Source organism: Agromyces sp. NPDC056523 (genome assembly GCF_042794545.1).
Classification (GTDB): domain Bacteria; phylum Actinomycetota; class Actinomycetes; order Actinomycetales; family Microbacteriaceae; genus Agromyces.
In genome coordinates this window covers 188,494-201,174 of sequence record NZ_JBHTTM010000001.1, presented here as the reverse complement: position 1 = coordinate 201,174, position 12,681 = coordinate 188,494, and the positions used below count along the sequence as shown (strand labels likewise).

The 12,681-nt window shown below is 72.3% G+C and carries 13 protein-coding genes; 8 read left to right on the top strand and 5 right to left on the bottom strand.

What is annotated here, in order from left to right; all coding sequences use genetic code 11:
* Nucleotides 1-15: 15 nt before the first annotated feature.
* Nucleotides 16-639 carry a histidine phosphatase family protein gene (locus tag ACFQ58_RS00910; protein WP_376948611.1) on the bottom strand — a complete coding sequence of 208 codons (624 nt, stop codon included), beginning with the start codon at nucleotides 637-639 and terminating at the stop codon, nucleotides 16-18.
* Between the two features lie 211 nt (nucleotides 640-850).
* On the opposite strand from ACFQ58_RS00910, the gene ACFQ58_RS00905 reads away from it, so the two are divergent.
* Together ACFQ58_RS00905 and ACFQ58_RS00900 are read left to right on the top strand one after the other, a co-directional pair.
* Nucleotides 851-1,900 (top strand): lipoate--protein ligase family protein, encoded by a 1,050-nt coding sequence (locus ACFQ58_RS00905; protein ID WP_376948609.1) that lies wholly within the window; start codon nucleotides 851-853, stop codon nucleotides 1,898-1,900.
* A 59-nt stretch (nucleotides 1,901-1,959) separates the two neighbouring features.
* Nucleotides 1,960-2,280 (top strand): hypothetical protein, encoded by a 321-nt coding sequence (locus ACFQ58_RS00900; RefSeq protein ID WP_376948607.1) that lies wholly within the window; start codon nucleotides 1,960-1,962, stop codon nucleotides 2,278-2,280.
* 5 nt (nucleotides 2,281-2,285) lie between these two features.
* Here the strand turns inward: ACFQ58_RS00900 and ACFQ58_RS00895 are convergent, their stop codons facing one another.
* Genes ACFQ58_RS00895 through ACFQ58_RS00885 form a run of 3 tightly spaced genes read right to left on the bottom strand, consistent with a single transcriptional unit; the run spans nucleotide 2,286 to nucleotide 5,621 of the window.
* Nucleotides 2,286-3,686 (bottom strand): amidohydrolase family protein, encoded by a 1,401-nt coding sequence (locus tag ACFQ58_RS00895; RefSeq protein ID WP_376948605.1) that lies wholly within the window; start codon nucleotides 3,684-3,686, stop codon nucleotides 2,286-2,288.
* On the bottom strand, nucleotides 3,683-4,954 hold the full coding sequence (locus tag ACFQ58_RS00890) for an MFS transporter (protein WP_376948603.1): 1,272 nt from the start codon (nucleotides 4,952-4,954) through the stop codon (nucleotides 3,683-3,685). Before ACFQ58_RS00890 ends, ACFQ58_RS00895 begins: the two co-directional genes overlap by 4 nt.
* Nucleotides 4,938-5,621: a FadR/GntR family transcriptional regulator gene (locus ACFQ58_RS00885; RefSeq protein WP_376948601.1), complete on the bottom strand. Its 684-nt coding sequence runs from the start codon at nucleotides 5,619-5,621 to the stop codon at nucleotides 4,938-4,940. The genes ACFQ58_RS00890 and ACFQ58_RS00885 overlap by 17 nt, the downstream gene beginning before the upstream one ends.
* Here ACFQ58_RS00885 and ACFQ58_RS00880 point away from each other — a divergent pair.
* Genes ACFQ58_RS00880 through ACFQ58_RS00855 form a run of 6 tightly spaced genes read left to right on the top strand, consistent with a single transcriptional unit; the run spans nucleotide 5,521 to nucleotide 11,983 of the window.
* Complete coding sequence (locus ACFQ58_RS00880; protein WP_376948599.1) at nucleotides 5,521-6,795, top strand: amidohydrolase; 1,275 nt, start codon at nucleotides 5,521-5,523, stop codon at nucleotides 6,793-6,795. The two genes, ACFQ58_RS00885 and ACFQ58_RS00880, sit on opposite strands and share 101 nt — an antisense overlap.
* Nucleotides 6,796-6,839: 44 nt before the next feature.
* On the top strand, nucleotides 6,840-8,468 hold the full coding sequence (locus ACFQ58_RS00875) for an ABC transporter substrate-binding protein (protein WP_376948597.1): 1,629 nt from the start codon (nucleotides 6,840-6,842) through the stop codon (nucleotides 8,466-8,468).
* Nucleotides 8,465-9,415 (top strand): ABC transporter permease, encoded by a 951-nt coding sequence (locus ACFQ58_RS00870; protein ID WP_376948596.1) that lies wholly within the window; start codon nucleotides 8,465-8,467, stop codon nucleotides 9,413-9,415. The genes ACFQ58_RS00875 and ACFQ58_RS00870 overlap by 4 nt, the downstream gene beginning before the upstream one ends.
* Nucleotides 9,412-10,293 carry an ABC transporter permease gene (locus ACFQ58_RS00865; RefSeq protein ID WP_376948594.1) on the top strand — a complete coding sequence of 294 codons (882 nt, stop codon included), beginning with the start codon at nucleotides 9,412-9,414 and terminating at the stop codon, nucleotides 10,291-10,293. Before ACFQ58_RS00870 ends, ACFQ58_RS00865 begins: the two co-directional genes overlap by 4 nt.
* Nucleotides 10,290-11,147 carry an ABC transporter ATP-binding protein gene (locus ACFQ58_RS00860; RefSeq protein WP_376948592.1) on the top strand — a complete coding sequence of 286 codons (858 nt, stop codon included), beginning with the start codon at nucleotides 10,290-10,292 and terminating at the stop codon, nucleotides 11,145-11,147. The genes ACFQ58_RS00865 and ACFQ58_RS00860 overlap by 4 nt, the downstream gene beginning before the upstream one ends.
* Nucleotides 11,144-11,983 carry an ABC transporter ATP-binding protein gene (locus ACFQ58_RS00855; RefSeq protein WP_376948590.1) on the top strand — a complete coding sequence of 280 codons (840 nt, stop codon included), beginning with the start codon at nucleotides 11,144-11,146 and terminating at the stop codon, nucleotides 11,981-11,983. Before ACFQ58_RS00860 ends, ACFQ58_RS00855 begins: the two co-directional genes overlap by 4 nt.
* A gap of 18 nt (nucleotides 11,984-12,001) precedes the next feature.
* On the opposite strand, the gene ACFQ58_RS00850 is transcribed toward ACFQ58_RS00855, so the two are convergent.
* Nucleotides 12,002-12,604, bottom strand: coding sequence for a TetR/AcrR family transcriptional regulator (locus ACFQ58_RS00850; protein ID WP_376948588.1), 603 nt, complete (start codon nucleotides 12,602-12,604; stop codon nucleotides 12,002-12,004).
* Nucleotides 12,605-12,681 lie beyond the last annotated feature (77 nt).

Here is a 12,681-nt window from a genome sequence, read left to right as displayed (position 1 = left end):
GGTTCCCGCGCGCGGTCAGTACGCCCGCGGCGGCACGTTGAATCCGAGCAACCGCGCCCTCCGCTGCCCGTCGAGCTCCTCGAACCGCAGGTCGGTGAGTGCGCAGTTCTCCACCACGGGGAACAGCTCGCGGTAGCGGTCGGGGTCGAGGCCGAGCAGCTCGCAGAGCACGAGCCGCATGAGCGTCGCGTGCGTGACGACGAGCACACGCCCGTGCGGGAACTCGTCGACCAGTTCGAGCAGTGCGGGCAGCGCCCGGTCGATGCCCTCGACGCCCGATTCGCCCGCGGGCATGGGCTGGCGGGCCGGATGGCGCTCGAACGCCTTCCACTCGGCCGGCATCCGCTCGTCGAGCTCGCCGGGCGTGAGCCCCTCGCCCGACCCGAAGTCGATCTCGACCAGACGCGGATCGATGCGCGTGTCGAGCCCCGAGGCATCCGCTGCCGGCTTCGCGGTCAGTCGTGCGCGCTGCAGCGGCGACGCAACGATCGCAGACAGCCGCGCCCGAGCCGCCCACTCGCCGAGCTCGTCGGCCTGCACCAGCCCGTGGTCGGTGAGCGCGACGTCGGAGGAGCCCGCGTACCGGTGCTCGGCGTGCCACACGGTCTCGCCGTGCCGGGCCAGGAAGAGCGTGGTCATCGCGCACCCCGTTCGTCTCGTGTGGGGTGCGGGCCGCCGGCCGGTCGCCCCTGCGCCGAGCCTACGCCCGTGGCCCGCCCCGACCCCTGTCTGGCTCCGGTGTACAGGAGATGCGGCGAAGCGCAGGACGCACCCGCCGCGAACATCCTGCAGATCGCCGCATCTCCTGTGAACGGCGAGTGGCGGCCGCGGCATCCGTAGGCTTGAGCGCATGCACGGTGAGTACAAGGTCCCCGGCGGCAAGCTCGTGGTCGTCGACTTCGACGTCGAGGGCGGCGCGATCCGCAACGCGCGCGTCGCGGGCGACTTCTTCCTCGAACCCGACGAGGCGCTCGACGACATCAACGCGGCGATCGAGGGCCTGCCCGCGGCATCCGACGCCAAACAGATCGCTGCGGCGATCACGAAGGGGCTCCGGCCCGAGGCCGTCATGCTCGGGTTCTCGGCCGAGGGGGTGGCCGTCGCGGTGCGCCGAGCGCTGACGGATGCCACGACGTGGGCGGACTACGAGTGGGAGATCGTGCACGACCCCGCCGTGCCCCCGCGCCTGCACCTCGCGCTCGACGAGGTGCTCGCGACGCGCGTCGGCGAGGGCCGCCGCAAGCCCACGCTGCGCTTCTGGGAGTGGGAGGAGTCGGCGGTCGTCATCGGCTCGTTCCAGTCGGTGAAGAACGAGGTCGACCCGGATGGCGCGGAGCGCTACGGCTTCGACGTCGTGCGGCGCATCTCGGGCGGCGGCGCCATGATGATGGAGAAGGGCAACGTCGTCACCTACTCGCTGTACGTGCCGGCCGAGCTCGTGCAGGGCATGAGCTTCGCCGATTCCTACGCGTTCCTCGACGACTGGGTGCTGCAGGGCCTGCGCTCGTTCGGCATCGACGCGACGTACCAGCCGCTCAACGACATCGCCAGCCCGGCCGGCAAGATCGGGGGCGCCGCGCAGAAGCGCCTCGGCTCGGGCGGTGTGCTGCATCACGTGACGATGGCGTACGACCTCGACAACGCCAAGATGCTCGAGGTGCTGCGCATCGGGCGCGAGAAGATCAGCGACAAGGGCATCGCGTCGGCGGCCAAGCGCGTCGACCCGCTGCGATCGCAGACGGGCCTGGCGCGTGCCGAGATCATCGAGCGGCTGAAGGAGACCTTCACCGGGCTGTACGGTGCGACGCCCGGCTCGGTGACACCCGATGAGCTCGCCGAGGCCGAGGCGCTCGTCGCCTCGAAGTTCGCGACCGAGGAGTGGCTGCAGCGCGTGCCGTGAGCGCGCGGCCTGTGGAACCCCTGAACGTGAGTGGTCATCGCTCCGTCTAGAATCGCCGGGTGGACTGGTGGATGATCCTCCTCATCGGAGGCGGCGTGATCGCGCTCGGCGCGCTCGCGGTGCGCCTCGGGTGGATCGACCTGTCCGACAAGACCAAGCGCGGCAAGCCGTCCGGCGCCGCGGTCATGATGATCGGCGACGAGGTCTTCGCTCCGCGCAAGTACGAGGCGCAGGTCGAGGTCGACCGCCAGGCGCGGCTGCCCGTTCCCGCACCCGTGCCGGGCGACGGCGACAAGGGCATCGCGTTCGCGGCGGCCGACGCCGACGACGACGATCCCGACCGGTTCCGCGGGCGCATCCGCCTCGACGTCGACCGCTGAGACGTTCAGCGTCCGAGTTGGATCCGCTCGGACGCCCTCCGGTGCCGCTCGAGCGCCTGCGGGACGTCGACGGTTCGCACCTCGCCGTCGCGAATGACGAAGCGCCCACCCACGATGGTGTGCCAGGCCCATGCCGGCCCGCACTGCATGAGCCCCGTGACCGGATCGGCCAGCACGCCGGCGTAGGGGAGCGTGTCGACGCGCCACACCGACACATCGCCGTTCGCGCCGATCGACAGCTGCCCGATCTCGCCCTCCCGGCCGAGCGCGCGGGCGCCGCCGCGCGTCGCCATCCGCAGCGCGGCGCGGGCGCTCATCGCCGTGGCGCGACCCTCGCGCTGGCGGCTCAGCAGCATCGCGAGCTTGGTCTCGAGCCACAGCGACTGGTGGTCGGCGGCGGTGGCGCCGTCGCATCCGATGCCCACGTTCACGCCCGCGTCGAGCATCGGCCGGATGGGCGGCGGGCCGCCGGGCAGGCCGCCGTCGATCAACGTCATGCTCGGGCAGTGCGCGACCGAGACCCCGGCCGCCGCGAGCGTCGCGACCTCGCGCTCGTTCGGGTAGACCACGTGCGCGAGCCAGGTGCGGTCGCTCAGCCAGCCCAGGTCCTCGAACACCTCGAGCGGCCGGCGGCCGTAGCGCGCGCGCACGAACGCCTCCTCGTCGGGATCGTCGGCGACGTGGCTGTGCAGGCGCACGTCGAGCGCCTCCGCGAGCCGGCGCGCCTCGACCATGGCGTCGGCCGAGCTGCTCATGAGCGTGCTCGGCCCGATGCCGATCCGCACGAACGATCCCGGCGCCGGATCGTGGTGCTCAGCGACGAGTCGCGCGGTGTCGTCGAGCACCGCGTCGAGCCGCTCGACGAGCCCGGGCGGGCACACGCCGCCCTCGTCGGGCCCGATGGTCATCGATCCGCGCACGGGGCTGAACCGCAGCCCGACCGCGCGGGCGGCTTCGACCTGCGCGTCGATCAACCCGGGCTCGGGGTGCAGGTACAGGTGGTCGGCGCTCGTCGTGCAGCCGCTCAGCGCGAGCTCCGCGAGGCCGACCGTCGTCGAGATGGCGGCGGCGTCGGCGTCGAGCCGCGCCCAGGCGGTGAAGTACGTCCAGAACCAGTCGGTGAGGCTCTCGACCTGCTCGGCCGGGGCGTAGGCGCGGGTGAGGTTCTGGTACAGGTGCTGGTGCGCGTTGACGAGGCCGGGGAGCACGACGCATCCGCGCGCGTCGACGACCTCGCGCGCAGTGGGCGGCGCGGTCGTGCGATCGCCCAGCCCGACGATCACGCCGTCGTCGATCGCGAGCCATCCGCCGGCCAGCTCGGTGCCGTCGTCGTCGAAGCAGGCGAGCACGTCGGCATCGCGGATGAGGAGGTCGACGAGAGCGGGGGTCGGGGTCTCGTGCATCATCGCTCGGCTGCCCCGACCGTGTCGGCTTCGGCATCGGCAGCGGATGCCGCGTCGGGCTCGATCTCGTCAGCGGGAACGCTCCGCACCACCACGTGGCGCCCGGCCGCCCATCCGGCGATCGCCTCGCCGGCGACGACCGCCGCGAGCACGCCGACGGCGCCGACCCACGGCACCGCCCCGGCGTGCAGCAGCCCGAGCACCAGCGGGCCGAGCGCGGCGAAGGCGTACCCGAACCCCTGCGCGAACGCCGAGAAGGCGGCGACGTCGCCCTGCGCCTTGAGCACGATGAGGGCGACCCCGAGGCCGAACGCTGCGCCCTGCGCGAGTCCGAGCACGCCGGTGAAGACGGGCGCGAGCGCGACGGGAGCGAGCACCACTCCGGCGAGGCCGACGAGCGTTCCCGCGGCGGCGACCGCGATGAGGACGTGCTGGCGCGGCATCCGCCCGGCGATCACCGGCACGACCAGCGAAGCGGGTAGCCCGGTGACGCTCAGCCACGCCAGCAGCGCCGCGGCATGCTCGGGCGTGGCGCCGCGGTCGACGTAGAGCGTCGGCAGCCAGGCCGCGGTCGCGAAGAACACGAGCGCCTGGCACCCGAAGAACGCGGTCACCTGCCAGAGCAGCGGGGTCGAGCGAAGCGGATGCCGCGGCCGCGGTGCCGTGGCGATCGGCGCAGCCGACCGACCTGCGCGGGCGACCGCGACGCCGGCCACCGCGACGATGAGGAGCGCCGGCACCGCCCACGCGGCGAGCGCGAGCGGGAGCGAGCCGACCGCTGCGACGAGCGGGACGGTCAGGCCGGCGCCGAGCGCCGCGCTCACGCCGAAGCTCGTGGAGAACACGCCCGACCAGAGCCCGGCGCGGGTGCCGAGCCGGTCGTGGATCACCCGCGGCATCATCACGCTGAGTCCCGAGATGGCCGCGCCCGCCACGATGGTGCCCGCGAAGAGCGCGAGCGTGCCGACCGGGCGCAGGGCGACGGCGAGCACGAGCGCGGCCGCGATCACCAGCACCGACCGCTCGGGGCCGAACCGGCGGTCGAGCAGCGGCCCGAGCGGCGCGCCGGCGGCGAGCAGCAGCACCGGAAGGCTCGAGAGCATCGCGGCCCCGGCGGGGGAGAGCCCGTAGTGCGCGGTCACGGCGTCGAGCGTCGCCGACACGCTCGTGATCGGGTCGCGGAGGTTCAGGCCCGCGGCGACGACCAGTGCGCCGGAGGCGACGACGGTGGAGCGGTGGCCGTGCGGGCGCGGGTCAGCCCTGCGATCCATGCCACTGCTGCTCGTGGTCGTCGAGCACGCTGAGCGCCGCGGCGGTCGCGGCCGCGCTGTCGCCCCCGTCGATCGCGGCGAAGAGCGCCTCGTGGAACCCGCCCTCGGGGTCGTCGGACACCGCCATGCAGTTGGTGCGGGCGACCGAGTCGCGCAGCGACGGCTCGAAGCTCAGGTAGATGCCGGTGAGCAGCGCGTTCTTCGACGCGCGCGCGATGCCGATGTGGAACGCCACGTCGTGGTCGATGAACGCGGCGAGGTCGTCGCCGGCGACCGCGGCGGCGCGGCCGTCGAGGGACTCGCGCAGCTGTCGGAGGTCGGCGTCGGTGCGCTTCGCGGCGGCCTCGCGGGCGGCGACGACGTCGAGCGCGCGGCGCACCGCGACGACCTCGGCGTCGTCGGCGGCATCGATCGCGTGCTGCAGCGCGACGGTGGTCTCGTCGTCGGCGACCACGTAGGTGCCGTCGCCCTGGCGGGTCTCGAGGAGGCCGAGCTGCACGAGGGAGCGGACGGCCTCGCGGACGGAGGGCCGGCTCACTCCCAGCGACTCCACGAGTCGCGCCTCGGTGGGGATCTTGCTGCCGATCGGCCATGCGCCGTTCTTGATCTCGGCGCGGAGCCGTTCGACGACCGTGTCGACCAATGAGACGCGTGCGATCTGCTGCATTGCGGGTTCCCTCTCGCGAAGATGTGTGATAACCATATCATCTGACGAATTCGAGCAACAGTCTCGAGTTCGAGCGAAACCTCGAGGAAGACAGGTGACCGTGTCCGCGACATCCGAACCGACGACCGTCGTCGTCGCCGCGCCGCTCGTCGACGCGCACGTCCACCCCGACAAGTCGTCGTGGGGTGGGCCGTGGCTGTCCCGGAAGCCCGCAGCGACCCTGCGTGACTTCATCGAGCACGACGTGCGCACGCAGGCCGCGTACACCCGATCGGTGGAGGAGCGCGCGCTCGCGCTGTTCCGCACGGCCGTGGCCAACGGCACCCGCGCGGTGCGCGCGCAGGTCGACGTCGGTCCAGCCCAGGGGATCGCCAACGTGCACGGCGTGCGCGCCGCATCGGAACGGCTCGGCGGCCTGCTCGACGTGCAGGTCGCCGCGTTCCCGCAGCAGGGCCTCCTCACCGCGCCAGGCACGCTCGACCTGCTCGACCAGGCGCTCCGCGAAGGCGCCGACCTCGTCGGCGGCATCGACCCGGCGGGCCTCGAGGGCGACCTCGACGGGCACCTCGACGCGGTGTTCGGGCTCGCGGCGCGGCGCGGCGTCGACGTCGACATCCACCTCCACGACGGCGGCGAGCTCGGCCTCGACGAGACCCGACGCATCGCCGCCCGTGCGGTCGCCGAGGGCATGCAGGGTCGCGTCACGATCAGCCATGCCTTCGCGGTGGCCGAGGCATCCGGTGACGCGCTCGCGTCGATCGCCGACACGCTCGCTGATGCCGGGGTCTGGCTCACCACGTGCGCACTCGGAGGCGACCCCGTGTTGCCCGTCGCGTTCCTGCGTGAACGTGGCGTCGGCGTGGCCGTCGGCTCCGACGGCGTGCGCGACTCGTGGACCCCCTTCGGCACGGGCAGCATGCTCGACCGCGCGCACCTGCTCGCGTACCGCACCGACGCCATGACCGACGCCGACCTCGAGCTCGCGTTCGACCTGTGCTCGCGTGCCGGCGCGGAGCTGCTCGGCCTGCCCACCGCCCCCGTCGACGCGGGCTCGCCCGACCGCCTCGAGTTCGACGGCGCATGCCTCGCGCAAGTCGTCGTCGACCGCCCGGCGCCCGCCCGCGTCATCCGCGACGGCCGCGTGATCGCCCGCAACGGCGAGCTCACCGACTGACCGCACATCCCGATCACCCGCACCGAAGACGAAGGAGTCTCCAGATGCATCCCCACCGAGCCGCCATCCCGCTCGTCGCCACGGCCCTCGCCGTCGCGCTGGCCGGATGCTCGCTGCCCGGCGCCGATCCGTACGGCACCGCCATCGACCGGTCCGATCTCGTGACCACCACTCCGCCAGGTTCGGGCGAGCTCGACGAGCTGCGCTGGAACCTGCCCTACGAGCCGTTCTCCATCGACGCCATGCGCTCGTTCAATTACGCCGAGAACACGGTCATCGCCAACCTCTGCGAGTCGCTGCTGCGGCTCACGCCCGACCTCGAGACCGAGCCCGGCCTCGCCGTGCGGGTCGACAAGCCCGACGACCTCACGCAGATCTACGTGCTGCGCGACGACGTCGAGTTCTGGGACGGCAGCCCGATGACGGCCGACGACGTCGCGTACAGCCTCAACCGCCAGCTCGACCCCGACAACGGCTCGTACTTCGCCGGGTACTACGGAAAGGTCGCGTCCATCGAGGCCACCGGGCCGTTCGAGGTGACGGTTCGGTTCACCGAGCCCGACGCCCTATTCGAGCAGGCGATGGCCACCGCCGCGGGCGCGATCTCGGAGCAGTCGTTCACCGAGGAGGCCGGCGAGGGTTACGGCACGCCGCAGACCGGCGTGATGTGCACCGGGCCGTTCCGGTTCGCGTCGTGGGAGCCGGGCCGCGACCTCGTGATCGAGCGCAACGACGCGTACTGGGACGACGCCCTCCACCCGAAGGCCGAGCGCGTCGAGTTCAGCTTCATCGCCGACGAGTCGACCGCCGTGAACGCCCTGCGCAGCGGCGAGATCGACGGCCAGTACTTCTACCTGCCGCCCGCCGGCCTCATCCAGCTGCAGAACGACGATGCGCTCACGCTCGACTACGGCGAGTCGCTCGTGTTCTTCGCGCTCATCGGCGCGAACGACACCGGTCCGATGGCCGACGTGCGGGTGCGCCAGGCGCTGTCGGCCATCATCGACCGCACGGCGATCGCGAACGTGGTGCTCCAGGGCGCCGCGCTGCCGACGCCGTCGCTCGCCGGCCCCGACTACTGGGGCTACGAGGAGGAGGCGTTCGCCGCCGCGTACGACGAGTTCGACGTCGACACCGACGTCGAGCGCGCGAAGGCCCTGCTCGAGGAGGCCGGCCCACAGGACCCGATCGTGATCGGCATCCAGGGCAGCTCGGCCGTGCACGAGCAGACGGCGAACGTGATCCAGGCCGCCGGGCGCAAGCTCGGCCTCGACATCCGCACCAAGGTGATCCCGGTCGAGCAGTTCGGCAACCTCTACAACGACCCGGCCGCCCGCGAGGGCCTCGACGGGTTCTTCACCACCTGGTACGGCAACTTCCCCGACCCGCTCGAGGCGTACACGATGTTCGTGGCCGGCGGCTACAACAACTACGGCGCCTACGACGAGGTGAGCGACCAGGTCGGCGCGGCGATCGCCACGCTCGACCCGGCCGAGCGGGCCCGCAAGGTCATCGACATCCAGGCTGCCGTCACGCGCGACGTGCCGTGGACGCCGCTCGTCTCGCTGCCGACCATCCTCGTGCAGAACGCCCGCGTCTCGGGCGCGACGGCCTCGATGGCCTACCTCTCCCAGCCGTGGGCCGCGACCATCGGCGGAACGGAGTCGAAGTGAACATCGCCATGTACGCGCTGAAGCGCCTCGGCAGCCTGCTGCTCGTGCTGCTCGTCACGTCGTTCCTCGTGTTCGGCCTGCTCTACCTCGCGCCGGGAACCCCGCTGTCGTTCCTGCTCGGCCCGCGCGGCGGGACGCCCGAGCAGATCGCCGCGGTGACCGAGAAGTACCACCTCGACGAGCCGTTCCTCGCCCGGTACATCGCGTGGCTCGGCGACGTGCTCCAGGGCGACTTCGGCCAGTCGATCGTGTACCGGCAGGACGTCTCGGACATGATCGGCGGGCGCATCGGCACCACCGTGATCCTCGTGTCGATCGCCGCCGTCGTGATCGCGATCGTCGGCATCGTGCTCGGCACGACCGCCGCGCTGCGCGGCGGCGCGACCGGGAGCACGATCTCGTCGCTGGCCTCCGTCGCGCTCTCGACGCCCGTGTTCGTCATCGGCGTCGCCCTCATCAGCGTCTTCGCGGTCGCGCTCGGCTGGTTCCCCGTGTTCGGGAGCGGCTCGGGCGGCCTCGACACCGTGTACCACCTGACGCTGCCCGCCATCGCGCTCAGCGTCGGTGGCGCCGCCTACCTGGTCCGGATCACCCGCGCGTCGGTCGACGAGGAGCGCGGCCGCGAGCACGTCCAGACGGCGGTCGCCCGGGCGCTGCCGCGCCAGGTCGTGATCCGCCGGCACATCCTGCGCAACGCCCTGATCCCGATCACGACCGTGCTCGGCCTGACCATCGCCTCGCTCATCGCCGGCGCGGTCGTCGTCGAGAACGTGTTCGCGATCGACGGACTCGGGTCGCTCCTCGTGAAGGCCATCCTGCAGCGCGACTTCGCGGTCGTGCAGGCCGTCGTGCTCGTCATGGTCTTCGGCTTCGTCATCATCAACGCCGTGGTCGACGTGCTCTACAGCGTCATCGACCCCCGCATCGCATTCGGGAGGACCGCATGAGCCAGTCCGTGCTCACCACCACCTCGCTGCCCGCGTTCCGCGCGACGACGCGCCGGCGCTCGGGCTTCGTCGACCGCCTCGGCACCGTCGGCGTCACCGCCGCCGTCGTGCTCGGCGCGATCGTCCTCGTCGCGGTGCTCGCACCGTGGATCGCCCCGTACGACCCCGACGAGCCCGACCTGCTGAACGTGCTCGCGTCGCCCAGCGCCGCGCACTGGCTCGGCACCGACGCGCTCGGTCGCGACATCCTCTCCCGACTCATGTGGGGCGCACGCCTCACGATCATCGGGCCCGGCATCGTCATCGTGCTGTCGACGCTCGTCGGCACGGCGCTCGCCCTGACCGCCGCCTGGTTCCGAGGGAAGACGGATGCCGGGATCTCCTGGGTCCTCGACGTGATGTTCGCCGTGCCCGGCATCGTGTTCGCCCTCATCGCGGTCGCCCTGTTCGGGCCGAGCTTCGGCACCGTCGTGGCGGGCCTCACGATCGCGTACATCCCGTACGTGGCCCGCGTCGTGCGCGGCGCCGCGCTACGCGAACGGAGCCTGCCGTACGTCTCGGCCGCGTGGCTGCAGGGGCAGCGCGGCGGCGCGATCACCACGCGGCAGCTGCTCCCGAACCTCACGCCGCTCATCGTCGCCCAGGCGGTCTCGGCGCTCGGGTTCGCGGTGATCGACCTCGCCGCGGTCTCGTTCCTCGGCCTCGGGGTGCAGCCGCCGACGGCCGACCTCGGCCTCATGGTGAAGAGCGGCTTCGACAGCGTGCTGCGAGGGTTCTTCATGGAGTCCGCCGCGGCGGGCACGCTCATCGTCCTCATCGTCCTCTGCGTCACCGTCATCGGCGACCGACTCACCGCCACGGCAAGGAGCCCGAAATGACCGAGCCGCTGCTCTCCATCCGCGACCTCACGGTCGAGACCCCGGAGCGAGCCGGATCGACCCGTCTGCTCAACGGCGTGAGCCTCGGCGTCGGCGCCGGCGAGGCCGTCGCGCTCGTCGGCGAGTCGGGATCGGGCAAGTCGCTGACCACCCGCACCGTGATGCGGCTGCTGCCGTCGTCGTTCCGCGTGGGCGGCTCCATCTCGTACGACGGCCGCGACGTGCTCGGCATGGGACGCGACGAACTGCGGCGGTTCCGCGGCCGCGAGGTGGGGATGATCTTCCAGGACCCGCGGGCGCACATCAATCCGGTGCATCGCGTCGACGACTTCCTCACCGAAGCCCTCCGCACGACCCGCGGCGTCTCGCGCGCCGACGCCGAGGAGCGGGCCGTCGCACTGCTCGCCGACGTGGGCGTGCGCAACCCGGGCCAGCGACTGCGGCAGTACCCGCACCAGCTCTCGGGCGGCCTGCTGCAGCGCGTGCTCATCGCGTCGGTGCTGCTGGCCGAGCCGCGCCTGCTGCTGGCGGATGAGCCGACCACCGCGCTCGACGTGACCGCGCAGTCCGACGTGATGGCCATCCTCGAGGAACAGCGCGCCCAGCGCGGACTGGCGCTCCTGTTCATCACGCACGACCTCGAACTCGCGGCCGCGTGCTGCGACCGGATCGCCGTGATGTACGCCGGCGAGATCGTCGAGGAGGGGCCCGACGTGGCCGACGACCCTCGGCATCCGTACACGAAGGAGCTGCTCGCCGCCCGGCCGGGCATCGACGTGCGGGCCGAGCGCCTGCCCGTGCTCCGCTACAACCGCACGACCCACGAGCAGCTGAAGGCGAGGAGCATCGCATGAACGCCACCCCGGTCCTGTCCGTCCGGCAGCTCCGCAAGGAGTACCCGTCGCCCGTGCGTGGCGGCGCGCCCGTGGTCGCCGTCGACGGGATCGACCTCGACGTGCATCCCGGCGAATGCCTCGCGATCGTGGGGGAGTCGGGTTCGGGCAAGACGACGGTCGCCAAGACGGTCGTCGGACTCGAGCGGCCGACGTCGGGCACGATCTCGATCGACGGCGTCGAGCGCGGTCGCCCGCCGACCCGGCATCGCGACCGGGCGCGCTGGGCGAGCGAGGTGCAGTACGTGTTCCAGGACCCGTACTCGTCGCTCAACCCGCGCCAGCGCGTCGGCGCCGTCGTTGACACCTCGGTGGCGATCCACCGCCCCGAGCTCTCGCGCGCCGATCGTCGGATCGTGGTCGAGGCCCTGCTCGACGACGTCGGCCTCGGCGACGGCTTCGCCGACCGGCTGCCGCACGAGCTGTCGGGCGGCCAGCGCCAGCGTGTGGCCATCGCCCGCGCGCTGGCCGCGAACCCCCGGCTCGTCATCCTCGACGAGGCGGTCGCCGCGCTCGACGTGTCGATCCAGGCGCAGATCCTGAACCTGCTCACCGACCTGCGGGCGCAGCGCCCCGTGAGCTACCTGTTCATCACGCACGACCTCGCGGTCGTCAACCAGATCGCCGACCGCGTGATCGTGATGGAGCAGGGCGTCGTCGTCGAGCAGGGCGACACCCGCCAGGTGCTCGATCGGCCGGCGCACGAGTACACGCGCACGCTCGTCGCCGCGGTCCCGCGTCCGGGGTGGACGCCGCGTCGCCGGTCGCAGCTCGCCGGGGCGGTGCCGGCGCAGTAGTGATCGGATGCCGCGGCCTCAGCTGCTCGTCGGGCAGCCGAGGTCGCGCGCGACCGCGCGCATGGCCGCGGCGGCGACGTCGACCGTCATGAGCGCGTTGCCGCCCACGATGTGGAGCCCGTACGCGTCCTCGAGGGCGACGAAGGTCATCGCGAGCTCGTCGTCCTCGAGGCGCGGAGCGAAGACGCCCGCCTCGCGCCCGGCGGCGAGGATGCCGCGGTAGGTCGCGAGCTGGCGCAGGTACATGCCCTGCACGAGCTCGTCGTGCAGCTCGGAGTTGCCGGCGAGCACGTCGAACTCGTAGAGCAGGCTCATGAGCGCGTCGTCGGACCCGGTGGGGAGGCCGGCGTCGATGGCCGCGCCGAGCCGGTCGCGCGGATCGTCGATCGTGGCGACGAGCCGGTCGCGGTCGTCGCAGAACCGCTCGACGCCGGCCGAGTGCGCCTCGACGAGCAGCGCGTCGAGGTCCTCGTAGTAGTAGAGGATCGCACCCCGGGTGAGCCCGGCCTGCTCCGCGACATCCGTGAGGGAGAGCGACCGCAGGCCGTGCGCGCGTCCTGCCGCATACGTCGCCTCGATGAGGGCCGCGCGCCGCGCCTCCTGCCGCTTCGGTCGAGCCATGCGGTTGACACTACTGGACGCTCGTGCCAGACTCGGCGCATTCTTTGACGCAAGTGTCAAAGAATTCACGATCACCT